Annotated in this window: 22 protein-coding genes; 14 read left to right on the top strand and 8 right to left on the bottom strand. The window is 68.9% G+C overall.

All coding sequences use genetic code 11. The features are described from left to right. The first annotated feature begins 267 nt into the window (after positions 1-267). The 5 genes from AC3FMM_RS25420 (at position 268) to AC3FMM_RS25400 (ending at position 5,495) form a co-directional block, all read left to right on the top strand. Entirely contained in the window at positions 268-1,665 is a 1,398-nt protein-coding gene (locus AC3FMM_RS25420; protein WP_115711269.1) for a C4-dicarboxylate transporter DctA, read from the top strand. 47 nt (positions 1,666-1,712) lie between these two features. Further along, on the top strand, positions 1,713-2,405 hold the full coding sequence (locus AC3FMM_RS25415) for a GntR family transcriptional regulator (RefSeq protein ID WP_012354232.1): 693 nt from the start codon (positions 1,713-1,715) through the stop codon (positions 2,403-2,405). Between the two features lie 580 nt (positions 2,406-2,985). Continuing rightward, positions 2,986-3,789, top strand: a complete 804-nt coding sequence (locus AC3FMM_RS25410; protein WP_115711270.1) for an SDR family oxidoreductase — start codon at positions 2,986-2,988, stop codon at positions 3,787-3,789. 51 nt (positions 3,790-3,840) lie between these two features. Next, entirely contained in the window at positions 3,841-4,620 is a 780-nt protein-coding gene (locus AC3FMM_RS25405) for an enoyl-CoA hydratase-related protein (protein WP_115711272.1), read from the top strand. A 41-nt stretch (positions 4,621-4,661) separates the two neighbouring features. After that, on the top strand, positions 4,662-5,495 hold the full coding sequence (locus AC3FMM_RS25400) for a crotonase/enoyl-CoA hydratase family protein (RefSeq protein WP_414249176.1): 834 nt from the start codon (positions 4,662-4,664) through the stop codon (positions 5,493-5,495). 10 nt (positions 5,496-5,505) lie between these two features. On the opposite strand, the gene AC3FMM_RS25395 is transcribed toward AC3FMM_RS25400, so the two are convergent. From AC3FMM_RS25395 to AC3FMM_RS25385, 3 genes are all read right to left on the bottom strand, one after another. Continuing rightward, positions 5,506-5,886, bottom strand: a complete 381-nt coding sequence (locus AC3FMM_RS25395) for a DUF2784 domain-containing protein (RefSeq protein ID WP_115711276.1) — start codon at positions 5,884-5,886, stop codon at positions 5,506-5,508. Between the two features lie 17 nt (positions 5,887-5,903). Beyond that, positions 5,904-6,824 carry a LysR family transcriptional regulator gene (locus AC3FMM_RS25390; RefSeq protein ID WP_025586057.1) on the bottom strand — a complete coding sequence of 307 codons (921 nt, stop codon included), beginning with the start codon at positions 6,822-6,824 and terminating at the stop codon, positions 5,904-5,906. A gap of 149 nt (positions 6,825-6,973) precedes the next feature. After that, positions 6,974-7,672 (bottom strand): hypothetical protein, encoded by a 699-nt coding sequence (locus AC3FMM_RS25385; protein ID WP_116311885.1) that lies wholly within the window; start codon positions 7,670-7,672, stop codon positions 6,974-6,976. Positions 7,673-7,955: 283 nt separating this feature from the next. Between AC3FMM_RS25385 and gcl the strand changes: the two genes are divergently transcribed. The 7 genes from gcl to AC3FMM_RS25350 all read left to right on the top strand — a co-directional run bounded on the left by gcl (position 7,956) and on the right by AC3FMM_RS25350 (position 19,186). After that, entirely contained in the window at positions 7,956-9,740 is a 1,785-nt protein-coding gene (gcl, locus tag AC3FMM_RS25380; protein WP_326348032.1) for a glyoxylate carboligase, read from the top strand. Positions 9,741-9,867: 127 nt separating this feature from the next. Next, positions 9,868-10,650 carry a hydroxypyruvate isomerase gene (gene hyi / locus AC3FMM_RS25375; protein ID WP_115678893.1) on the top strand — a complete coding sequence of 261 codons (783 nt, stop codon included), beginning with the start codon at positions 9,868-9,870 and terminating at the stop codon, positions 10,648-10,650. Positions 10,651-10,726: 76 nt separating this feature from the next. Further along, positions 10,727-11,647 carry a 2-hydroxy-3-oxopropionate reductase gene (locus tag AC3FMM_RS25370; protein WP_092316699.1) on the top strand — a complete coding sequence of 307 codons (921 nt, stop codon included), beginning with the start codon at positions 10,727-10,729 and terminating at the stop codon, positions 11,645-11,647. Positions 11,648-11,759: 112 nt separating this feature from the next. Beyond that, entirely contained in the window at positions 11,760-13,073 is a 1,314-nt protein-coding gene (locus AC3FMM_RS25365; protein WP_488687641.1) for a glycerate kinase type-2 family protein, read from the top strand. 73 nt (positions 13,074-13,146) lie between these two features. After that, positions 13,147-14,610 (top strand): pyruvate kinase, encoded by a 1,464-nt coding sequence (pyk, locus tag AC3FMM_RS25360; RefSeq protein ID WP_115705363.1) that lies wholly within the window; start codon positions 13,147-13,149, stop codon positions 14,608-14,610. A 256-nt stretch (positions 14,611-14,866) separates the two neighbouring features. Continuing rightward, positions 14,867-15,742 carry a KPN_02809 family neutral zinc metallopeptidase gene (ypfJ, locus tag AC3FMM_RS25355; RefSeq protein ID WP_488687640.1) on the top strand — a complete coding sequence of 292 codons (876 nt, stop codon included), beginning with the start codon at positions 14,867-14,869 and terminating at the stop codon, positions 15,740-15,742. Positions 15,743-16,048: 306 nt separating this feature from the next. Then, a complete protein-coding gene (locus tag AC3FMM_RS25350) occupies positions 16,049-19,186 on the top strand; it encodes a multidrug efflux RND transporter permease subunit (RefSeq protein WP_488687639.1) in 3,138 nt (1,045 codons plus the stop codon). A gap of 111 nt (positions 19,187-19,297) precedes the next feature. Here AC3FMM_RS25350 and AC3FMM_RS25345 read toward each other — a convergent pair whose 3' ends face one another. The 3 genes from AC3FMM_RS25345 to AC3FMM_RS25335 all read right to left on the bottom strand — a co-directional run bounded on the left by AC3FMM_RS25345 (position 19,298) and on the right by AC3FMM_RS25335 (position 21,340). Further along, a complete protein-coding gene (locus tag AC3FMM_RS25345; RefSeq protein WP_115711291.1) occupies positions 19,298-19,711 on the bottom strand; it encodes a hypothetical protein in 414 nt (137 codons plus the stop codon). 259 nt (positions 19,712-19,970) lie between these two features. After that, the gene (rnk, locus tag AC3FMM_RS25340) at positions 19,971-20,390 is read right to left on the bottom strand and encodes a nucleoside diphosphate kinase regulator (protein WP_115711292.1); all 420 of its coding nucleotides are present in this window, start codon (positions 20,388-20,390) and stop codon (positions 19,971-19,973) included. A 518-nt stretch (positions 20,391-20,908) separates the two neighbouring features. Continuing rightward, the gene (locus AC3FMM_RS25335) at positions 20,909-21,340 is read right to left on the bottom strand and encodes a Cd(II)/Pb(II)-responsive transcriptional regulator (protein WP_116311889.1); all 432 of its coding nucleotides are present in this window, start codon (positions 21,338-21,340) and stop codon (positions 20,909-20,911) included. A gap of 222 nt (positions 21,341-21,562) precedes the next feature. On the opposite strand from AC3FMM_RS25335, the gene AC3FMM_RS25330 reads away from it, so the two are divergent. Both AC3FMM_RS25330 and htpX read left to right on the top strand, forming a co-directional pair. Beyond that, the gene (locus tag AC3FMM_RS25330; RefSeq protein WP_326348025.1) at positions 21,563-21,898 is read left to right on the top strand and encodes a hypothetical protein; all 336 of its coding nucleotides are present in this window, start codon (positions 21,563-21,565) and stop codon (positions 21,896-21,898) included. Positions 21,899-22,020: 122 nt separating this feature from the next. After that, positions 22,021-22,899, top strand: coding sequence for a protease HtpX (gene htpX, locus AC3FMM_RS25325; protein WP_111521265.1), 879 nt, complete (start codon positions 22,021-22,023; stop codon positions 22,897-22,899). A gap of 9 nt (positions 22,900-22,908) precedes the next feature. Here the strand turns inward: htpX and arfB are convergent, their stop codons facing one another. Both arfB and AC3FMM_RS25315 read right to left on the bottom strand, forming a co-directional pair. After that, on the bottom strand, positions 22,909-23,313 hold the full coding sequence (gene arfB / locus AC3FMM_RS25320) for an alternative ribosome rescue aminoacyl-tRNA hydrolase ArfB (RefSeq protein ID WP_488687638.1): 405 nt from the start codon (positions 23,311-23,313) through the stop codon (positions 22,909-22,911). Between the two features lie 38 nt (positions 23,314-23,351). Then, positions 23,352-24,179, bottom strand: a complete 828-nt coding sequence (locus tag AC3FMM_RS25315) for a MipA/OmpV family protein (protein WP_414249171.1) — start codon at positions 24,177-24,179, stop codon at positions 23,352-23,354. Positions 24,180-24,281: the final 102 nt, after the last annotated feature.

Below are 24,281 nucleotides of genomic sequence, written 5' to 3'. Positions count from 1 at the left end.
TCAAAAATTGCATACAAAAATGATATGCACTATATTCGGTTCCACGTTCAGACAATGCGCTGCGGACAATCCGGTCCGGACAGCGGATGGCGTGGAATCCGCCCCAACAGGGGGGCCGTCCGCGCGGTGGCGTACTCCCGACTCGGGAGTCCCGCCGGAACGTAAGGCCGGCAGCCCAACCCAGCCGTCAGAGCAGCACGGGGCCGCCGGTGATTCCTGGATCGAAAATGGGCCGGCGCACAGGACCGGCCCCGCACGGAGACAACCATGCAGCACGCAGTTCCCTCGCAGCAGCGCCCGGGCAGCCCCCGCCTGCACACCCGCTTCACCCGCTCGCTGTTCGGCCAGGTGCTGATCGCCCTGGTGATCGGCACGGCGCTCGGCCTCGCCTTCCCAGAGTTCGCCGCCAAGCTCAAGCCGCTCGGCGATGCCTTTATCAAGCTGATCAAGATGCTGATCGGCCCGATCGTGTTCTGCGTGGTGGTGGCCGGCATCTGTGGCGCCGGCGAGCTGAAGAAGGTGGGCCGCGTCGGCATCAAGGCGGTGGTGTATTTCGAGATCGTCACCACCATCGCGCTGGCGCTGGGCATCGTGCTCGCCTACGTGTTCCAGCCGGGCGTGGGCATGAACGTCGATCCCCGTTCGCTCGACGCCTCGGCCATCGCCGGCTTTATCGACAACGCGACCAAGGTCAAGGACCAGGGCACGGTCGACTTCCTGCTCAAGCTGATCCCCAATACCGTGTTCGGCGCCTTCGCCAACGGCGACGTGCTGCAGGTGCTGGTGGTGTCGATCCTGTTCGGCTGCGCGCTGTCGCTGGTGGGCGAGCCCGGCCGGCCGCTGGTCAGCCTGATCGATACCTTCTCGCACACCCTGTTCAAGATGATGGGGTTCATCATCAAGCTGGCGCCGCTGGGCGTGCTGGGCGCGGTGGCGTTCACGGTAGGCAAGTACGGCATCGGCTCGCTCAAGCAGCTGGGGTTCCTGGTGCTGCTGTTCTACGGTGCGGTGATCGTGTTCGTGCTGGTGGTGCTGGGCGGCATCATGCGCGCGTGCGGCTTCTCGGTGATCAAGCTGATCCGCTACCTGCGCGCCGAGCTGCTGGTGGTGCTGGGCACCGCCTCGTCCGACAGCGTGCTGCCGCAGGTGATGAAGAAGCTCGAGTTCATGGGCGTGAAGAAGTCAGTGGTGGGCCTGGTGATTCCGACCGGCTACTCGTTCAACCTCGACGCGTTCTCGATCTACCTGACGCTGGCCGCGGTCTTTATCGCGCAGGCGACCAACACGCCGCTGGCGATGGCCGACCTGCTCGGCATCCTGGCGGTGGCGCTGATCACCTCCAAGGGCGCGCACGGCATCCCGGGCTCGGCCATCGTGATCCTGGCCGCGACGCTGTCGGCACACCCGGCGATCCCGGCGATCGGCCTGGTGCTGGTGCTGTCGGTGGACTGGTTTATCGGCATCGCGCGCGCGCTCGGCAACCTGATCGGCAACTGCGTCGCCACCGTGGTGGTGGCCGCGTGGGAGAAGGACATCGACCGCGCCCGGGCCCATGGGGTGCTGAACGGCACCATCGAGGCGTCCGACCTGGACGCCGGCCTGGCCGCGATGGCGCAGGACGCCGCCGCTCCGGCGATCGTGCCGGGCCCGGTCGCGGGGCGCTAGAATCACGCATCTACCCAACCGCGCAGCCTCTGCGCAAGTGCGCTGCCATGCCCGAGCATATCGATCCTGACATGACCGCCGAAGCGATCGCCGACGACATCGTCGCGGCGATCGTTTCGCACCGCCTGCCGCCCGGCACCAAGCTGCGCGAGGAGGCGCTGGCCAGCGTCTACCGCGTCAGCCGCACCAAGGTGCGCGCGGCGCTGCTGATGCTGTCCAAGGACAAGGTCATCCAGATCGTACCGGACAAGGGGGCGTTCGTGGCCAAGCCCAGCGCCGAGGAAGCGCGCGAGGTGTTCGCCGTGCGCCGCATCCTCGAAGCCGCGCTGGCGCGCGAGTTTGTCGCCAAGGCCACCGCCGCCGACTACAAGCGCATCGACCGCCACCTGGCGGCCGAGCGCAAGTCGCTGGCGGGCAACGATGCCCAGGTGCGCACGCGGCTGCTGGGCGACTTCCATATCGTGCTGGCCGAGGTGGTCGGCAACGGCGTGCTGACCGAGATGATGCGCGAGCTGTCGGCGCGCAGCGCGGTCATCACCATGCTGTACCAGTCGCGCCGCGACGCGGCCTGCTCGTCGGACGAGCACCGCGAGTTCATCGAGGCGGCGCGTGCCGGCGATGTCGAGCGCGCCGTCACGCTGATGGTGGACCACCTGGGCCACGTCGAAGGCGCGCTGCATTTCGAGGAAACCGCGCCGGTGGCGCGCGGCAAGGACCTGGTCGCGGCGCTGCTGGCATAGGCGCCGGCTCCGCCTGCCCCACTCTCCGGCTTTGGTGCCGGCCGCTTGACGTGAGTCAAAGCCCGCCTGGCCGCCCGCGCGCAAACTTCATCTCGCCATGAAGACGCGGGGGCGCACTTCATGAGCACTTGCCTGCCGGCACCTCATCGTCGACAGGCTGCCCGCACGCTGCAACGGTGTGCGGGCTTTCTTTTTTCTGAGGACGGGGTTCCGCGGCGCCGAATGGCGTGCCGCCCGGCGGCCTCTGACCCGTGCCGTCCCGCACCGGTTTTTCCCTTTTCCGACAGCAGGTTGCGTTACGCCGCGTCGACGCTCGGGATTGCCGCCTGGTCGGGTCATGCGCGTCCCGCGCGGGCTGGCGCGCCGGCCACGCTCGAAAAGCGAATCGCGCCTTCGGGTTAGGATGCCGCAGGCCCCGCCAGAGGCCCGCGCTGTCCCGCCACGCTGCGGAGGCAGCCGCACACGATAACGATCCCAGGGAGACCGCCATGCGCCATCGCGCAATACCTGCCGTGCCGCCGCACTGCCGGCGCTAGCCCTCGCCTGAATCCGCCGTGCTTTCCACCGAAAAGGACTTCCCATGCCCAGCGCCTTCCGCCCCGACGCCTTCGCCGGCAAGACCGTATTCGTCGCCGGCGCCTCCTCCGGCATCAACCTTGGCATCGCGCACGGCTTTGCGCGCGCCGGCGCGCGGCTGGCGCTGATCAGCCGCACCGCCGAGCGCATCCAGGCCGCCGCCGACACCATCACCGCGGCTGGTGGCACCGCCATCGGCATGGCCGCCGACGTGCGCGACTACGCCGCGGTCGAAGCGGCCTTTGTACGCACGCAGGACGAGCTGGGCCCGATCGACGTGGTCATCTCCGGCGCCGCCGGCAATTTCCTGGCGCCCGTGGTCGGCATGTCGGCCAATGCCTTCAAGACCGTGGTCGATATCGACCTGCTCGGCACCTTCAACGTGTTCCGCGCCAGCTTCGATCACCTCAGCAAGCCCGGCGCTTCGCTGATCGCGATCACCGCGCCGCAGGCGGTCAACGCGATGATGTTCCAGGCCCATGCCTGCGCCGCCAAGGCCGGCATCAACATGCTGATCAAGTGCCTGGCGATGGAATGGGGCCCGGCCGGCGTGCGCGTGAACGGCATCTCGCCCGGCCCGATCGCCGACACCGAAGGCATGGCGCGGCTGGCCCCCACGCCCGAGATGGAGGCCCGCTACAAGGCGCGCCTGGCGCTGCGCGACTACGGCACCAAGGACGACATCGCCGATGCCGCGATGTACCTGAGCAGCGACAACTCCCGCTATGTCACCGGCACCATCCTCGACTGCGACGGCGGCAGCAAGCTGGGCGACGCCTCGGCCGATGCGCTGAAGCCATCCCGGTAGACCGCCCCCCGATTCCTGCACCGCAACGACCCAGAAACCCGGAGAACCACCATGACGGCAACCGTCCTCTATCAAGCCAGCGAAGGCGTGGCCACGCTGACCCTGAACCGCCCCGACGTGCTCAATGCACTGAACGCCGACATCCTGCGCGAACTGCGCGAGGCCGTGGACCGCGCCGCCGCCGACGCCGAGGTGCGCGCCGTGCTGCTGACCGGTGCCGGCCGCGGCTTCTGCGCCGGCGCCGACCTGGCCGCGCGCCAGGGCGGCGGCGTGTCCGACTCCGGCACGCTGCTGCGCGAGCGCTACCACCCGATCATCATGGCGCTGCGCGAGATGCCCAAGCCGGTCATCACCGCGGTCAACGGCGTGGCGGCCGGTGCCGGCATGAGCCTGGCGCTGGCGGGCGACGTGGTGCTGGCAGCGCGCTCGGCCAGCTTCCTGCAGGCGTTCTCGAAAATCGGCCTGATCCCGGATGCCGGCAGCACCTACTTCCTGCCGCGCTATGCCGGCGAGATGCGCGCCCGCGCGCTGGCCATCCTGGCCGAGAAGATCGACGCGGAAGAAGCCCACCGCATCGGCCTGGTGTGGAAGATCCATGACGACGCCGCGCTGCAGGACGAGGCCGGCAAGCTGGCGCGCCACCTGGCGACCATGCCGACCATGGCCTACGCCATGATCAAGCAGGCCCTCAACCAGAGCCTCGGCAATGACCTGGCCGCGCAACTCGAGGTGGAAGCCACGCTGCAGTCGCGCGCCAGCCGCAGCGAAGACTGCAAGGAGGGCGTGGCCGCCTTCGTCGAGAAGCGCAAGCCGCAGTTCAAGGGCCGCTGAGCGCGGCGACCGCACCACTGCCACTACCAGGGAGCCCGCGCATGAGCGCCAGCAATGAACGTATCCTCGTGACGATCGAAGGCGGCGTCGCCGACGTCCGCCTGAACCGACCCGACAAGATGAACGCGCTCGACCAGGCCATGTTCGATGCCCTGATCGAGACCGGCGAACAGCTCGCGCGCCTGCCGGACCTGCGCGCGGTGGTGCTGTCCGGCGCAGGCCGCGCCTTCTGCGCCGGACTGGACATGGGCCGCATGGCGGGCATGTTGTCCGACGGTGGCGGCGAATCCCACGACGACGGTATCGGCGCCGGCCGCCTCGGCCAGCGCACCCATGGCATCTCGAACCGGCCGCAATACGCCTGCATGGTCTGGCGCGAGCTGCCGGTGCCGGTCTTTGCCGCCGTGCACGGCGTGGCCTTCGGCGGCGGCCTGCAGGTGGCGCTGGGCGCGGACGTGCGCTACGTCGCGCCGGATGCCAGGCTCTCGGTGATGGAGCTGAAGTGGGGACTGGTGCCCGACATGGCGGGCATGGTGCTGACGCGCGGGCTGGTGCGCCCCGATGTGCTGCGCGAGCTCATCTACAGCGCGCGCGTGCTCAGCGGCAGCGAGGCGTGCGAACTGGGGCTGGGCACCTACCTGGCCGACGACCCGCGCGCCGCGGCACTGGCCGCCGCGCGCGAGGTCGCGCAGAAGAACCCGCACGCGATCCGCGCCGCCAAGCGGCTGATGGCCGTGGCAGAGCGCGGCGACCACGCCGCCATCCTGCAGGCCGAGTCCGACGAGCAGGACCGGCTGGTGGGCTCGCCCAACCAGCGCGAAGCGGTGCTGGCCAACCTGGAGAAACGCGCGCCGCGCTTCACGCCGGCAGGCTGAGGCGGTCCGCTCAGCGCCTGGCATGGTGGTGGCGCCGCCGGCGCCACCACAGCGCATAGATGGCGACGTTCACCACCAGCACCACCAGCCCCAGCCACAGCTGCACCGCGGGCGTGAGCCCCGCCGGATAAATCAGCGGCAACAGGTAGCGCTCGACAAAGCCGCCGCTGTAGCCGGCCTGCCCGGCAGCCCGGCGCAGCGAGTTTTCCAGCGGCGTCAGCGGACAGATCCAGCCGCCCCATTCGATCAGCACGCCCCACACTGCCGCGGGCAGGTGCACCCATGCCGCACGCGGCCAGCGCAATACCAGCAGGCCGCCCGCCACCACGAACACGATGAACAGCGCGTGCGCGATGACCACCAGGTCGGCCAGCCAGGCGCTGATGGGCATGGCGTAGCGCGGCGGCCTCAGTTGCCGCCCGCGGTGTCCATCCAGTAACCCGGGCGCGCGAACTGCGCCTTCAGGTGCTCGATGAAGAAGCGGATCTTGGCGGGCACCGGCCGCTGCTGCGGGTACACGGCGAGGATGTCGTAGGCGGGCAGCGCGTATTCGTCCAGCACCGTGATCAGCTCGCCGCTCTCCAGCTGCGGCAGGATCTCCCAGGTGGAACGCCAGCCCAGGCCCAGGCCCTCGCCGGTCCAGCGGTGCAGCAGCTCGCCGTCGTTGCAGTCCAGGTTGCCGTTGACGCGCACGGTCACGGTCTTGCCGTTCTGGCTGAAGTACCAGCCGCGCTGCTGGCCGCCCTGCAGGTTGAACGCCAGGCAGTTGTGCTGGGCCAGGTCGTCCAGGGTCTGCGGCACGCCGTATTTGGCAAAGTACGCCGGCGTGCCGCACACCACACGCTTGTTCGACGCCAGCTTGATCGCGACAAAGTTCGGATCGATGGCGCCGCCGATGCGGATGCCGACGTCATAGCCTTCGCGCACCAGGTCGACCACGCGGTCGGTCAGGTTGAACGAGATCTGCACCTCGGGATTGCTGGCCAGGAACGCCGGCGCGTGCGGCGCCACGTGCTTGCGCCCGAATGCCGCCGGCGCCGACACGATCAGGTGACCGGTGGCCTTGTGCTTGCCTTCGGCGATCAGCATCTCGGCGCGGTCGAGGTCGGCCAGCGCCTTCTTGCACTGCTCCATGAACACCGCGCCCTGCTCGGTCACGGCGATGCGGCGCGTGGACCGGTGCAGCAGCTTGACGCCGATGCGGGCTTCGAGCGCGTTGATGCGGCGACCGATCATCACCGGCGTGACGTTCTGCGTCAGCGCCGCGGCCGCCATGCTGCCGTGCTCCACCACGGCGATAAAGGCTTCGATTTGCTTGAGTTTGTCCATCGGATATTCGTCTCCCGGGCGCCATTGTGCGGCATCGCCGGGGTTGTGGCATCCCTGCGCGGCTGATGGGCCGGATCGAGGCCGGCGCATAAGGGCCGCCGCCGGGCCCCGCCACGGGCACGCGGCCGCACCCGGCACGCAGGCGGGTTTCAGCCTGCGCCCGCCGTACGCTTGCTGATTTGCGCGTTCAGCTCGGCCGCCTCGCCCAGCACATGGGCCAGGCGCCGCAGCGGCCTGCTGCATTGCAGATGCAGGTACAGGTAGCAGGCGGCACCGGTCACGACCATCACGCCGTAGAGCCACAGCAGCGTACCGGCCAGGGCCTGCTGGCGCGGCAGTGCCGCCATCACCGCGGCGGCCGGCGCCAGTGCCAGCAGCACCGCCAGCGTACGTGCCGCGCCCTCCCACAGCCGCAGCTGCAGCGCTACGCGACGCTGGCGCGCCTGCAATTGCTGTGGCGGGATGCGCGCCAGCCGGCGCAGCAGCGCGTCTTCGGCGGCACTGTCGCGGTCCAGCTCGGCGGCCTGCCAGCGCAGCGGATGGCGCAGCCGCCCCAGCACCGTGCCGGCACGGGCCAGCCCCGCGCCGACATAGCACGCGGCCGCCAGCGCCAGCAGGGCCTCGAAGCCGCGCAGGGACCAGAGCGGCACGGCCTGCTTCAGCCCCAGGCGCCAGACCGCCAGGCCGGCGCCGCACAGGATCGTCGCGGCCAGTGCCGCGATAAAGCCGAGCCACAGCGCACGCCCGAGCCGGCTCTCCGGCGCGGGGGCAGGCGCTGACGCCGCCTCGGGCGAGGCGGCGGCAAGCGCCTCCAGCAGTTCGTAGGTGGACGGCAGCCTGGAATACATGGTCGGCCCGGATGGCAGGGAATGCCGCCATTTTGCCGCAGCGCGCCGCGGCGGCACGCCGGCGCGCCGGCGTACCCGGTGCTGCGCGGCGTGTCCGTATCGTCACACCACATATCCAATGGCATGCATCGGAGTACCCGCGCCGACCATCCGACGTGGCTTTCCAGCCCATATTGCGTACTACAGGTATCGAATCAACTGATCGCTCTTCTGTTTATCCCAACCGGCCTGCGGGAATAGGATCGACTCCAACGAAATTCCCACCATTACCGGAGACAAGATCATGGCAAAGATGAGAGCAATCGACGCGGCAATCGCCGTGCTGGAGAAGGAAGGCGTGACCACCGCGTTCGGCGTGCCGGGCGCGGCCATCAACCCGTTCTACTCGGCGATGCGCAAGTCGGGCAACATCAACCACGTGCTGGCCCGCCACGTCGAGGGCGCCTCGCACATGGCCGAAGGCTACACCCGCGCCGAGCCGGGCAATATCGGCATCTGCGTCGGCACCTCGGGGCCCGCCGGCACCGACATGATCACCGGCCTGTACTCGGCCTGGGCCGATTCGATCCCCATCCTCTGCATTACCGGCCAGGCCCCGCGCGCGCGCCTGTACAAGGAAGACTTCCAGGCCGTCGATATCGAATCGATCGCCAAGCCCGTGACCAAGTGGGCCGTGACCGTGCGCGAGCCGGCGCTGGTGCCGCAGGTGTTCCAGCAAGCGTTCCACATCATGCGTTCGGGCCGCCCGGGTCCGGTGCTGATCGACCTGCCGTTCGACGTGCAGGTGGCCGAGATCGAATTCGATATCGACACCTACCAGTCGCTGCAGCCGTACAAGCCGGCCGCGTCGCGCGCCCAGATCGAGAAGGCCATCGCCATGCTCAACGCGGCCGAGCGCCCGCTGATCGTGTGCGGCGGCGGCGTGATCAACGCCGACGCATCAGAACTGCTGGTCGAATTCGCCGAGCTGGTCAACGTGCCGGTGGTGCCGACCCTGATGGGCTGGGGCGTGCTGGCCGACGACCACCCGCTGCAAGCCGGCATGGTCGGCCTGCAGACCTCGCACCGCTACGGCAACGCCACGCTGCTGGCTTCGGACTTCGTGATGGGCATCGGCAACCGCTGGGCCAACCGCCACACCGGCAGCGTCGACGTCTACACCAAGGGCCGCAAGTTCGTGCACGTCGATATCGAGCCCACCCAGATCGGCCGCGTGTTCGGCCCGGACCTGGGCATCGTCTCCGACGCCAAGGCCGCGCTGGAACTGTTCGTCGAAGTCGCCCGCGAAATGAAGATGGCCGGCCGCCTGCCGTGCCGCAAGTCGTGGGTCGCCGACGTGCAGAAGCGCCGCCGCACCATGCAGCGCAAGAGCGACTTCGACAACGTGCCGGTCAAGCCGCAGCGCGTGTACCGCGAGATGAACCAGTACTTCCCGCGCGACGTGCGTTATGTCAGCACCATCGGCCTGTCGCAGATCGCCGCGGCCCAGTTCCTGTCGGTCAACGAGCCGCGCCACTGGATCAACTGCGGCCAGGCCGGCCCGCTGGGCTGGACCATCCCGGCCGCGATCGGCGTGAAGACCGCTTCGCCGGATTCGGACGTGGTGGCGATCTCGGGCGACTACGACTTCCAGTTCATGATCGAGGAACTGGCCGTGGCCGCGCAGTTCAAGGTGCCGTACATCCACGTGGTGGTGAACAACTCCTACCTCGGCCTGATCCGCCAGGCGCAGCGCAACTTCGAGATGGACTACTGCGTGCAACTGGCCTTCGACAACGTCAACGCCCCGGAGCTGAACGGCTATGGTGTCGACCACGTCAAGGTGGTGGAAGGCCTGGGCTGCAAGGCGATCCGCGTGTTCAAGCCGGAAGACATCGCCCCTGCCTTTGCCGAGGCGCGCGACCTGATGGCCGAGTTCTCGGTGCCGGTGGTGGTCGAGGTGATTCTGGAGCGCGTGACCAATATCGCGATGGGCACCGAGATCGACAACATCAACGAGTTCGAGCCGATCGAAGACCTCGAGGACATCGAGGAAGCGATCCTGAACGAAGAAGTGGAAACGGCGTAAGACCTTCCCGCCCCTTTGCAGTCCGACACGTCATCCCCGCGCATGCGGGGATCCAGCGTCTTCTGAAGTCACTGGGTTCCCGCTTGCGCGGGAACGACAAGAAAAACCAAGTCACAGGAGATGACAAATGACCAAACTTGCGGCCAACCTCACCATGCTGTTCAACGAAGCCGGTTTTCTCGACCGCTTCGAAGCCGCCGCGCGCGCGGGCTTCCGCGGCGTGGAATTCCTCTTCCCCTATGCGTTCCATGCGGACCAGATCGCTGACCGCCTGAACCGCTTCCAGCTGGACCTGGTGCTGCACAACCTGCCCGCCGGCAAGTGGGACGCGGGCGAGCGCGGCATTGCCTGCCACCCGGACCGCGTCGGCGAGTTCCAGGACGGCGTGGGCGAGGCCATCAAGTACGCCAAGGTGCTGGGTGTGCGCCAGCTGAACTGCCTGGTCGGCATCCTGCCGCAGAACGTCAAGCGCGAGCAGGCCCAGGAAACGCTGGTGGAGAACCTGCGCTTCGCCGCCGGCGCGCTGGCCGCCGAGCATATCGACCTGCTGGTCGAGCCGATCAACACCTTCGACATCCCGGGCTTCTTCCTGTCGCGCACGCAGCAGGCGCTGGACCTGATCACCCAGGTCAACGCGCCCAACCTGTACGTGCAGTACGACATCTATCACATGCAGCGGATGGAAGGCGAGATCGCCAACACCATCAAGGCCAACCTGCCGAAGATCAAGCACATCCAGCTGGCCGACAACCCGGGCCGCAACGAGCCGGGCACGGGCGAACTGAATTACCAGTACCTGTTCAAGTTCCTGGACGAGATCGGCTACACCGGCTGGATCGGCTGCGAATACAAGCCGAAGACCACCACCGAAGCCGGCCTGGGCTGGCGCGCCGCGCACGGCGTGCAATAAGCGCCGCGCCCCCGTCGTATCCCGCTACTACCTACGCGAACCAAGACACATTTAATCTCAAGCAAGGAGACATCACATGGCAACCACTCGCAACGTCGGCTTCATCGGCCTGGGCATCATGGGCGCACCGATGGCGGGCCACCTGCGCGCCGCCGGCCACACGCTGTTCGTGCATGACGTCAACCCGGCCCCGCAGGCGCTGGTCGATGCAGGCGTGACCGTCTGCACCAGCGCCGAGGAAGTCGCCAAGCGTGCCGACATCATCGTCATCATGGTGCCGGACACGCCGCACGTGGAAGCGGTGCTGTTCAGCGAGAAGGGCGTGGCCGCCGCGTTCAAGGCGGCCGGCAAGGAAGCCAGCTACAGCAAGATCGTGGTCGACATGAGCTCGATCTCGCCGATCGCCACCAAGGACTTCGCCGCGCGCATCAACAAGCTGGGCGCTTCGTACCTGGATGCGCCGGTGTCGGGCGGTGAAGTCGGCGCCAAGGCCGCTTCGCTGACGATCATGGTCGGCGGCCCGCAGGAGGCCTTCGACCAGGTCAAGCCGCTGTTCGAGCTGATGGGCAAGAACATCACGCTGGTGGGCGGCAACGGCGACGGCCAGACCACCAAGGTGGCCAACCAGATCATCGTTGCGCTGAATATCCAGGCCGTGTCCGAAGCGCTGCTGTTCGCCTCCAAGGCCGGTGCCGATCCGGCCAAGGTGCGCGAGGCGCTGATGGGCGGCTTCGCCGCCTCGCGCATCCTGGAAGTGCACGGCGACCGCATGGTCAAGCGCACCTTCGATCCGGGCTTCCGCATCGAGCTGCACCAGAAGGACCTGAACCTGGCGCTGCAGGGTGCCAAGGCGCTGGGCGTGGCGCTGCCCAACACCGCCACCGCGCAGGAGCTGTTCAACACCTGCTCGGCCAACGGCCTGGGCAAGCAGGACCACTCGGCCCTGTGCCGCGCGATCGAGATCATGTCTAACCACCAGATCGCCAACGCCAAGTAAGCAGCAACCTGTCGTCCCCGCACCGCGGGGACGACACGCTTTGAAGTACCCGATTTCGTACCCGATACGTACCCGAAGTACCCAGCGTTCCCGTCAGCACCCAGGATTCTTCATGCTCGTCACCGAACCCCAAGCCGCCCTGCTGTCGCCCCAGCGCACCGCAGCCAACGCTGAACCGCGCGCGCTGCTGCGCGACCTGTTCGATACCGCGGTCGCCTCCGTCAGCGCCAGCCACTGCCTGCCGCCGCACCTTCCCGCGCCGCCCAGGGGCCGCACCGTGGTGATCGGCGCCGGCAAGGCCGCTGCCGCGATGGCGCAGGCGGTCGAGGCGAGCTGGCAAGGCGAGCTGTCGGGCCTGGTGGTGACGCGCTACGGCCACGGTGCCGACTGCAAGCGCATCGAAGTGGTCGAGGCCGCCCACCCGGTGCCCGACGAAGCCGGCGCGCGCGCCGCGCATCGCATGGTGGAGCTGGTGCAGGGCCTCACCGCCGACGACCTGGTGCTGTGCCTGATTTCCGGCGGCGGCTCCGCGCTGCTGGCAGCACCCGCGCCGGGCCTGACGCTGGCCGACAAGCAAGCCGTGAACAAGGCGTTGCTCAAGAGCGGCGCCAGCATCGGCGAGATGAACTGCGTGCGCAAGCACCTGTCCGCGCTCAAGGGCGGACGCCTGGCGCTGCACTGCGCGCCGGCGCGCGTGGAGACGCTGCTGATTTCCGATATTCCCGGCGATGACCCGACCCTGATCGCCAGCGGCCCGACGCTGCCCGATGCGACCACCTGCGCCGATGCGCTGGCGGTAATCGCCAAGTACGGCATCGAGGTGCCGGCCAATGTGCGCGCGCACCTGGAGAGCGGCGCCGGTGAAACGCCGAAGCCCGGCGACGCGCGCTTCAGCGGCCACCGCAGCGTGACGCTTGCAACCGCGCAGCAATCGCTTGAAGCCGCCGCGGCGCGTGCGCGCGAACTGGGCTTCGAGGCCCATATCCTGTCCGACTGCATCGAGGGCGAAGCGCGCGAAGTGGCCGAAGTCCACGCCGCCATCGCGCGCCAGGTTGCGCAACGCGGCCAGCCCTTCAGCAAGCCGTGCGTGATCCTATCCGGCGGCGAGACCACCGTGACCGTGCGCGGCAAGGGCCGCGGCGGGCGCAACGCGGAGTTCCTGCTGTCGCTGGCGGTGGCGCTCGACGGCCTGCCCGGCGTGCATGCGATTGCCGGCGATACCGATGGCATCGACGGTTCCGAAGACAACGCCGGTGCGCTGCTGTCGCCCGACACGCTGACCCGCGCCGCCGCGCGCGGGCTGAATGCGCGCGCGCACCTCGAGAACAACGACGGCTACGGCTTCTTCGCCGGCCTGGACGACCTGATCGTCACCGGGCCGACCCGCACCAACGTGAACGACTTCCGCGCGATCCTGATTGCCTGACGATCGCGCCAACGTAGTACCGACTGACTCGCGGCGCCGACGCGCCGCTACCGAGAATGGAAGAGGAGACATCATGAGACGCCAGCGCAAAGCGAAGATCGTGGCCACGCTCGGCCCCGCCAGCACCGACATCGCGGTGATCCGCGCGCTGTTCGAGGCCGGCGCGGACGTGTTCCGGCTGAACTTCAGCCACGGCACGCACGACGACCACCGCGCGCGCTACGACGCGGTGCGCCAGGTCGAGGCCGAGACCGGCCGGCCGATCGCCGTGCTGGCCGACCTGCAGGGCCCCAAGCTGCGCATCGGCACCTTCGCCGCCGGCAAGGTCGCGGTGCGCACCGGCGATGTGTTCGTGCTCGACAGCGATCCGACGCCGGGCGACGGCACCCGCGTGTACCTGCCGCACCCGGAGCTGTTCCAGGCCGCGCAGCCCGGCCAGTCGCTGCTGATCGACGACGGCAAGGTGCGCCTGGCGATCGAGTCGGTCACCACCGGCACCATCACCACGCGCGTGGCCAACAACGGCTCGCTGTCCGACCGCAAGGGCGTGAATGTGCCCGACGCGGTGATCCCCATCCCGGCGCTGACCGAGAAGGACCGCAAGGACCTGGACTTCGCGCTGTCGCTGGGCGCCGACTGGATCGGCCTGTCGTTCGTGCAGCGTCCGTCCGACATCGTCGAGGCGCGCGAGATCGTCGGCACCCGTGCCGGCATCCTGTCCAAGATCGAGAAGCCGGCCGCGCTGCAGCAGCTCGAAGAGATCGTGCGCGTGTCCGACTCGGTGATGGTGGCGCGCGGCGACCTGGGCGTGGAACTGCCGCCCGAGCGCGTGCCCGGCGTGCAGAAGCGCATCCTGCGCGTGTGCCGCCAGCTGGGCAAGCCGGTGGTGATCGCCACGCAGATGCTGGAATCGATGATCGACTCGCCGGTGCCGACGCGCGCCGAAGCGTCGGACGTGGCCAGCGCCATCTATGAAGGCGCCGATGCGGTGATGCTGTCGGCCGAGTCGGCTAACGGCCGCTACCCGGTGCAGGCGGTGTCGATGATGAACCGCATCGTCACCGAGGTCGAGCGCGACCCGCTCTACCGCAACCTGCTCGACGCCCAGCACGAGACCCCGCTGAACACGCGCCAGGATGCCATTTGCGCCGCGCTGCGCGAAGTCACGCAGATCATCGGCGCCGCGGCGACGGTGACCTACACCTCGTCGGGCTCGACCGCGCTGCGCGCCGCGCGCGAGCGGCCGTGCGCGCCCATCGTCAGCATCACGCCCAACCTGGAGATCGCGCGCCGGCTGGCGATCGCGTGGGGCATCCACTCCACCGTGAGCCCGGACGTGCAAAGCGTCGATGAAATGGTCGAGGCCGCCACGCGCGCGGCCGTTGCCGAAGGCTACGCCGCGCCGGGCGACCAGATCACCATCGCCGCCGGCATGCCGTTCGGCCAGGGCGGCACCACCAACCTGCTGCGCGTGGCCGAAGTCAGCGCCAGCGCGCTGGCCGCCGCGCCTGTCGCACGCGAGGCCGCACTGGCCTGAGCGCACTGCGCGCGTTCCCGCTGCGCAACGGCCACGCCATGACGGAACCGGGTGCAAACCCGGTTTCTTCGTTTTGCCGCACACCGCCCGCATTGCCCGTCTCCAGGGTGAGTGGGCGGTGTTTTTTTTGACGTGCCGCTGAGCGCATCCGCCGGCACGGCGCGCTGCGGGAACCAGCACCAGCGCGAGCACCGAAGCGCGGATTGCTATACTGAATTCCACTTCCCTTACCCTATTCCCCAAGCCCGGAGCCCCCATGCGCCTCGATGACGAAGCCGAAAGCCAGCACGTTGAAGACCGCCGCGGTGGATTCGGCGGCCTTGGCGGCAAGTCGATCGGCATCGGCACGGTCATCATCGCGCTGGCGGCGTCGTATTTCTTCGGCATCGACCCGATGCTGATCATGCAGGGCGCGTCGGTGCTGCAAGGCTCGGGCCCGCAGCAGCAACAGCAACAGCAACAGGCCAACCGGCCGCCGGCGACGGACCAGATGACGGTGTTCACGCGCAAGGTGCTGGGCAATACCGAGCGCACCTGGCAACACATCTTCGAAACCCAGCTCAACCGCCGCTATGCGCCGCCGACGCTGGTGCTGTTCTCCGGCGCCACGCCGACGGCATGCGGCACAGGGCAGTCGGCGATGGGCCCGTTCTACTGCCCCGGCGACCAGAAGGTCTATATCGACCTGGCCTTCTATGACGAATTGCGCCAGCGCTTCGGCGCCAGCGGCGACTTTGCCCAGGCCTATGTGATCGCGCACGAGATCGGCCACCATGTGCAGAACCTGCTCGGCGTTTCGGACAAGGTCGACAATGCGCGCCGGCGCATGGGCGAGGCCCAGGCCAACCAGCTGTCGGTGCGCATGGAGCTGCAGGCCGACTGCCTGGCCGGCGTATGGGCCGCCACCGCGCAGCGCGCCAACCAGCAGCTGCTGGAACCCGGCGATATCGAAGAAGGCCTGAAGGCCGCCGCCGCGATCGGCGACGACCGGCTGCAGCGACAGTCGCAGGGCTATGTCGTGCCCGAAGCGTTTACCCACGGCTCCAGCGAGCAGCGCGTGCGCTGGCTGCGCCGCGGCATCGAGTCCGGCGACATCCGCAAGTGCGACGCCTTCGCCGCGCGCGACCTGTAGTTCCCGGCCCGGCCCCCAACCTCAGTGGGGGCCGACAATGTGACGTTTGCGTTGTCCGGGCCGCGCTTCCCTGTCTATAATCGCCGGCAAGGCCGCAATATGACGGCCGGTCGCCGGCGTCGATCCTCACCGATCATTTCCCGCCGCAGCGCCGGGTCCTTCCCCGCCGGACCCCCGTACCCGCCCGGTACGCACCAATTGCCGCAGTCGTTGCGGCGTCTCCGCACCCAAGCCGTTCCGTTCCAACCGCACCGGAGCCACGGCCGATCTTCACTTGCCGTGCGCCCGTGCCAGCCCTGACCTGACATGGCGTCGTTTTTCCTGAAGCGCCCGGCGTTCGCCTGGGTGCTGGCCATCCTGACCGTGGTGGCGGGCCTGCTGGCCCTGAACCGAATTCCCATCGCCCAGTATCCGGCGGTGGCGCCGCCCACGGTGATCATCTATGCCGATTACCCGGGCGCGTCCGCGCGCACGGTCGAGGATCGCGTCACCGCGGTGCTGGAGCAGCAGATGCACGGGATTCCCGGCCTGCTCTACCTCGATTCCAGCAGCGAGGGCGGCACCGCCACGGTGACGCTGGGCTTCCGCCAGGGCACCGACCCGCAGCTGGCGCAAGTCAACGTGCGCAACCGCGTGGCCCAGGCCGAGCCGCTGCTGCCCGAGGCGGTGCGCCGCGGCGGGGTCTATGTCGACCAGGCCAGCAGCAGCGCCTTCATGTATGTGTCGCTGGTCTCGGACAGCGGCCAGCTCGACGAAACCGCGCTGGGCGACTTTGCCGCGGGCTCGGTGCTGCCGCTGCTGCGCCGCCTGCCCGGCATCGGCAAGGCCGAGCCCTACGGCGCCGAATACGCGCTGCGGATCTGGTTTGACCCGGACAAGCTGAACGCCTTCAACCTGACCACGGCCGAGGTCGAGGCCGCCATCCGAGCGCGCAACGGCAACGTCACGCCGGGCCAGCTGGGCGGCGCGCCAGCCGTGCCGGGCCAGTCGTTCCAGGCGATCGTGCGCCCGCCCGCGCCGATGAGCGACGCGCAGGCATTCGGGCGCATCGTGGTGCGCGCCGCCACCGATGGCTCGGCGGTGCTGCTGCGCGACGTGGCGCGGGTGGAACTGGCCGCCAGCGACTACCGCTACGGTTCCACGCTGAACACGCGCAACGCCGCGTCGATCGGCCTGAAGCTGGCCGACGGCGCCAACGTGCTGCAGACCTCGCGCACCGTGCGCGCCGCGCTCGATGCCGCCAGCAAGGGCTTTCCGGGCGACGTGCGCTATGAGATCTCGTATGACGGCGCCACCTTCGTGCAGGCGTCGATCTCGCGCGTGGTGCTGACGCTGATCGAGGCCACGGTGCTGGTGTTCCTGATCCTGTACCTGTTCCTCGGCAACCTGCGCGCCACGCTGATCCCGTGCATCGTGGTACCGGTGTCGCTGCTGGGCACGGTCGCGTGCCTGTACGCGCTGGGCCTGTCGCTGAACGTGATCACGCTGTTCGGCGTAGTGCTGGCGATCGGCATCCTGGTCGACGACGCCATCGTGGTGGTCGAAAACGTCGAGCGCATCATGCGCAGCGACGGCGTGGGCGCGATGCAGGCCGCGGCGCGCTCGATGCGAGAAGTCTCCGGCGCGCTGGTCGCGGTGACGCTGGTGCTGTGCGCGGTGTTCGTGCCGATGGCGTTCTTCGGCAGCGCGGTGGGCGTGATCTACCGGCATTTCGCCGTGACCCTGGCGGTGTCGATCGCGTTCTCGCTGTTCTTTGCGCTGACGCTGGCGCCGGCAATGTGCGCCAGCCTGCTGCGCCACAGCGCGGCGCCGGCGCGCGGGCCGCTGGCGTGGTTCGATGCGCGCTTTGCCGCGTTCACCGCGCGCTATGCCGGCTGGGTGCAGGCGCTGCAGCGGCGGCGGCTGCGCTGGCTGGCGGTGTACCTGGCGCTGACGCTGGCGTGCGGCTATGCCCTGTGGAAGATGCCGAGCGGGTTCCTGCCGGAAGAGGATACCGGCGAGATCGTGGTCGATGTGGAATTGCCCGCCGGCAGCACGCAGGCCGACACGCGCCGCCTGGTCGCCAGCCTCGAGCAGTGGATGCGCGACCAGCACTACCCGGTGCGTTCCAGCTTTGCCGTGCTGGGCTGGAGCAGCGGCGGCAGCGGCGAGCAGCGCGCCAGCCTGTTCATCGGCCTGACCGACTGGAAGGCGCGCGGGCGCGGGCAGGCGGCGCAGGCGGTGCTGGAACGGCTCTCGGCCGGCCTGGAAGGCTGGCCCGGCCGCGGCACGGCGCAGCTGTTCGCCTACAACAGCTCGGCGCTGCCGGAACTGGGCAGCATCGGTGGCCTGGACATGCGCCTGGTGGCGCGCCAGCCGGTGGGGCGCGAGGCGCTCTTCGCCGCGCGCGACAAGCTGATCGAGCGCGCCAGGCAGGACCCGGTGCTGGGCGAGGTCCGCGCCACCACCGGCCAGCCCGTGCCAGCGCTGGACCTGAAGATCGACTACCGCAAGGCCGAGGCCTTCGGCGTCGATGCCGATGCCGTGCACCACACGCTGTCGGCGACGCTGGGCTCGCGCTATATCGACGAAGTCGCGCGCGAAGGCCGGGTGCGGCGCGTGATCCTGCAGGCCGACGCCCCGTTCCGCATGCAACCGGACCAACTGGCGCGGGTGCATGTGCGCAACGCCCAGGGCGCGATGGTGTCGCTCGCCGCCTTCGCCTCGCTGGAATGGGGGCAAGGCGAGGTCACGCTGGAGCGCTTCGACGGCTTCAGCTCGGTGCGCATCAATGCCGAAGTCGCGCCCGGCTACACCACCGGCGCGGCGATGACGCGGCTGGCGGAACTCGTGCGCGAGCTGGGGCCCGAATTCGACGTGCGCTGGACCGGGCGCGCCTACGAGCAGGAGCAGACCGGCACGCAGGCGCCGTGGCTGTTCGCGCTGTCGCTGCTGTTTATCTTCCTGTGCCTGGTGGCGCTGTATGAAAGCTGGACCCTGCCGCTGGCGGTGATTGCGATCGTGCCCACCGGCCTGATGGGCGCGGCCGCGGCGATCTGGCTGCGCGGCATGCCCAACGACGTCTATTTCAAGGTGGGCGTGGTGGTGATCATGGGGCTGGCGGCCAAGAACGCCATCCTGATCGTCGAATACGCCGAGCAGTTGCGGCGCGGCGCGGCGGGCGCCATGGACGTGGTCGAGGCCGCCACGCGCGCGGCGCGCCAGCGGCTGCGGCCGGTGGTGATGACCTCGCTGGCATTCGTGCTGGGGGTGGTGCCGCTGGCCATCAGCACCGGCCCGGGCGCGGGCGCGCAGCAGGCGGTCGGCACCGGCGTGCTGGGCGGCATGCTGGGCGCGACCGTGCTGGGCACGCTGGCGGTGCCGCTGCTGTACGCGGCCATCGCGCGCCGGTTGCCGCGCGCGCAACCGGCGCCGGAACCCGCGGCAGCAGCGTCTACGGAATAGAAAAACGCCTGCCAGGCGAAGAGAGAAGGAGGAGGAGGTCGGCCGGGCAGGCGGGAGAGAAAACTTGCGGCCACCGCAGTGGCCGCGTCAGGTCTGGAGAAGACCCGGGGGTCAGACGCGATAGCCGTACAGCGAACCGTCGCCGGAGCGCGAGTTGTCGAGCGCGCGTTCGGCCACGTCACCGGTGAAGCTGTGCGTGCCTTCGCTGAAGGTATCGAACTTGCCGCGCTTCGAGATCTCGCCGCTGAAGCTGCGCGCCCCTTCGCTGAAGGTGTCGAACTTGCCGTCGCGGCGCGAGCCTTCCGAGTACGGATCGAAGCGGCCGGTGCGGGCGCCGTCGGTGTAGGTGTCGAACTTGCCTTGCTTGGCGCCGTCCGTATACACATCGTACTTACCGACCCGCAGCGCGTCGGCATACACATCGAACTTGCCAACCTTGCTGGCAGCGGGGGCAGCCATCGCCGTAGCGGACGCGGCCACTGCCGCGAACACGAGCGCGCCGCCAAGGATACGTCTGGCGATCATTTGGGACTCCTTCAACTGATTTCGTCGTTCTTTCTTGTAGGTCCGGGATAAGACTCCGGCCGCTCTGCAATCTATGTTGCGATGCGAGCACGGACTGAAGATTAGTCACAGCCCGCGCCAGCAGAAATACCGCTGCGACGAATGGTGCGTTGCGAGTCGTCAACCGACTCGCTTGCCGATGAATGGTGTCCGCGGATCGCCGGCGATACGCCGCCACGGAGGGGGGCGCGCGGCGGCGGCCGCACCCGCGAGGGCGGGCTCAGAGCGTGTACTGGCCGGCGGCTTCGGGCTGGAATGCGATCTCGGCGACGCTTACCTGCTGTTCGCGGCCATCGGGCAGGCGGTAACTGACGGTTTCGCCGGCACGCGCGCCCAGCAGTGCCTGGCCCACTGGTGACAGCACCGACAGCCGGCCGGCGTCGAAGTCGGCCGCGTCGGGATACACCAGGGTCCAGTCGCGCGGCGCCTGCTCGCCCGGCAGCGTGCACACCACGCGGGTGTTCATGGTGACCACATCGGTCGGAATTTCCTCGGGCGCTACGATGGTGGCGCGCGCCAGCAGGCTGTCGAGCATGTCCTCGATCTGGGCCGAGCCGGCGCGGCTGGCGATGCGCTCCAGGCGGGTGACATCGAGTTCGGTCAGGTACAGGGTGGCGGTCTGGGTCTTGGTGGCCGTCATGGCGGGTCCTCCGGCAGTCGTGGGTGGGCGCGGCCGGCCTGCATGGCGGGCGGCGGCGGTCAGGTCTTGCGGGTTGGCGTGCCGCGCAGCGGCGCGCATCAACGGATCGGCAAAAGCGTTGCGGCGATCGCCGGCAACAACGGAAACGCTGGCTCGGGCCCGGTTCGGCCCGGGCCCCGCTATGGGAGACGAATCAGGCTGGGAACCGGGCGGAATCAGGCGGTGCGCCGATCCGGCGGGGAGAGATCGCGCGCTTGGCGCGCTGGGGCAGACTGGGCGCCAGGGCGACCGCGGACGCGCGTGCGCGGCCGGTCCGCAGCGGGCGGACAGGCGCATCGGGCATCGGCGTCAGGCGATCGGTCATGGTCATTGCGGAAAAGGATAAGCGGCAGCGGATGGCTTGCTGCAATGGCGAGCCCGGAAGTGGTGGCTCACCTGCCTTGCTGCCCCGGGGTTCATGCACCGTGCTGGTGCGAAGCCGGAGCAACCATCGTAGCACAGCGTCGGGTTCGGGGTCGTCACCCGTTGGTGGCATGGCACTCACAGCCCGCCCCCGCCGCTGCCTGCTGCAGGTTCTGCAGGATGCCGCACCCACTGGCGGGCTGGTGATGGCGGCAGGTCTCGCGCAATGCGCGCAGCTGGCCCTCGAGCGCCTCCAGCGCCACGCGCTGGGCATGGATCTGGGCGATCTGGCGGTCCAGCAACGTGTTGATGTCGTCGCAGTCCTGCGACGGGTTGCGCTCGAACTCGCGCAGGCGCCGGACGTCAGACAGGCTCATCCCGAGCGAACGGCAATGGCGCACGAAGTTCAGCTGCACCACATGGCCCTCGTCATAGCGGCGGTAGCCGTTGGCCTCGCGCGTGGGCGCGTCGAGCAGCCCTTCGCGCTCGTAGTAACGGATGGTCTCGACATCGCAGCCGCTGGACCGTGACAGTTCGCCGATACGCATGTGCCTGTTTCCTTTCCATACCCTGTAACCACTACAGGGTTGGCCATAGTGTAGGTCAGTCTGCCGCATCGTGCAGAAAGTGACGAAACGCTTGCAAACGGCCATGTGCTACCGCCGCCACGGGCGGCAACAGCGCCTTGCGGCATCCTGTAGAATTCCTTCCACTTCCACCGATAAGCCGTCCCCCTGTTCGTGCGCGTCCTGCGGCTGCTCCTGCTGGTCATGATGCTGGCCTTCCTGCCCCTGCCGGGCTGGGCGGCCGCATTCGCGCACGCGGTGCTGTCCACCAACGAAGCCACGGCCGTACCCGCCGCTGCGCTCGGCGCCGACGATGCGGATCGCGCCGCCGTGACAGGGGACCCGACAGGCGACCCTTTGCCGCTCCCCGAAGCCGCCGAGCCGCAGTGGCAGCCCGGCGCCGACCTGGCCGAGCAACTGCTGCCGGCCACGCCGCTGCAGCTGGCCCCCTCGCCCGGCCGTGCCGGGCCGCCTCGCTATGCCGGCGCCCTGCTGCCCGAACCCGACCTGCCGCGGCTGCCGCGACCGCCGCGCGCCTGATCTGACTGGCGCGGCCTGCCCGTGCCCGCCCGAACCCGCGTGCCGCAAACGAATGCGGCGCGCGCCTGCGGTCCCACCGCACCCTTGCGCCGCATGGCGCGACCTACCACTGCTCCACACACATGAAACGCGTACTGCTTTTCCTGGCGACCAACCTCGCCGTCATGCTTGTCCTCAGCATCACCGCCAGCGTGCTCGGGGTGAACCGCTTCCTGACCGCCAACGGGCTGAACCTGGGCACGCTGCTGGCATTTGCCGCGCTGATGGGCTTCGGCGGCGCCTTTATCTCGCTCCTGATGTCCAAGACCATAGCCAAGTGGTCGACCGGCGCGCAGGTCATCACCCACCCCAGCACCAGCACCGAGCTGTGGCTGGTGCAGACCGTCGAAAAGCTGGCGCAGCGCGCCGGCCTGCCGATGCCGGAAGTCGCCATCTACGAGGGCGAGCCCAATGCCTTCGCCACCGGCGCCACCAAGAACAGCTCGCTGGTGGCGGTGTCGACGGGCCTGCTGCAATCGATGTCGCATGAAGAGGTAGAGGCCGTGCTGGCGCACGAGGTGGCGCACGTCGCCAACGGCGACATGGTGACGCTGACGCTGATCCAGGGCGTGGTCAACACCTTCGTGATCTTCCTGGCACGTGTGGTGGGCTACTTCGTCGATTCGATGCTGCGCAAGAACGACGAGGAATCGAGCGGCCCGGGCATCGGCTACATGGTCACCGTGATCGTGTGCGAGATCGTGTTCGGCATCCTGGCCAGCATCATCGTGGCCTGGTTCTCGCGCCGGCGCGAGTTCCGCGCCGATGCCGGCGCCGCCGGCCTGATGGGCACCCCCACGCCGATGGTCGCGGCCCTGCGCCGCCTGGGCGGGCTGGATCCCGACGGTCTGCCGCAGAACATGCAGGCGATGGGCATCGCCGGCGGCAAGTCGTGGATGGCGCTGTTCTCGAGCCACCCGCCGATCGAGCAGCGCATCGCCGCGCTGCAGGCGGCGCGCTGACGCAACGGCTCAGTCGAACACGCGGCCGCGCAGCGCCTTGACCTGGCTGCGCTGGCTCTTGCCCTCCAGCCGGCGCTGGCGCGATGCCAGCGTCGGCCGCGTCGGCCGGCGCACGCGCGGCGGCGTGGCCACGCTGCGCACCAGCTCGTGCAGGCGCCGCACCGCATCGTCCCGGTTCTGGTCCAGGCTGCGGAATTGCTGCGCCTTGATCACCACCACGCCGTCGCGCGTGATGCGGTGATCGTGCAGCGCCATAAGGCGTTCCTTGTGGTCAGGCGGCAGCGAAGATGCCCGCACGTCGTAGCGCAGGTGCACGGCGTTGGATACCTTGTTGATGTTCTGCCCGCCCGCGCCTTGCGCGCGGATCGCGGTAATCAGGTATTCGTGGTGGGGAATGACCAGCTCGTCGACCATGGCTGCATCATAGCAAGCCGGCCCCCCGCCGGACCTCGCTAGCGCCACGAATAAGCCAGGCCGATGCCATAGGTGATCTGGTTGCGGGTGCCGCGCTGCGTGACGATGGGGCTGTCGGCCGCGTCGCCGGCCAGGCGCTGCGCGTAGACCATCGCGCCGCCATACCAGTGCTTGTCGAACTGGTAGATCATTGCCAGCCAGCCCGTAAACTGCTCCAGCCCGCCGCCCGGGCTGTAGACGGGCAGGCCGCTGGCGGCCGAGTCCGCCGGCGTTACGCCGAAGTAGGTACGGTTGAAGCTGCCGCTGACCCAGGTCGCGCCCAGGCCCATGCCGGCGTAGATGCGCTGGTGCAGCGGCATCCAGAAGGTGCCGGTGGCGGTGACGCGGCTGCCGCCGTAGACGATGCCGGCATTGGTCATCACGTTGATGCCGCCGCGCAGCCGCCACGGGACACGTCCGGGGTTCAGGTATTCATAGCCGATGTAGCCGCCCGCCTCCACCGTGGTGTCGATCTCGTGCACCTGCGCCACGACCGGATCGTCGACGTTGTTGCGGCCGAGGCGCAACCCTACCGCGGGCCCCCACTGGAAACCCGTCAGTCCGCCGAAGTTGAACTGCGCATACGGCCCATACCATTCCAGCAGCCGTCCGCCCGCGGTCACATAGCGCACGCCGGGCACCACGCCGAGCATGCGATCCTTGCCGCCGGCGAATTCGGTGGTGGAGCCAACTCCGAGGCCGACCATGTTCGGCAGCGATCCCGGCAGGCTTACCGGCGCGGCCTCGCCGGAGTGCGCGGCCACGACCAGCGCAATGCCGGCCAGCGCACCGCGCAGTCGGCGTGGAAGGCTTGTCGTGATCGCCATGGCATGTCGTCCGTGACAGGGTATGGTCGGGCGACTTTATCAGCATGGCCTGAGCGCCAGGTGGCGGGACCGTCCTGAAACTTTTCGCGCCGCGAATTAAGT

The organism is Cupriavidus sp. 207A1 (assembly GCF_057798955.1).
This window is presented reverse-complemented; position numbering and strand designations above follow the sequence as displayed.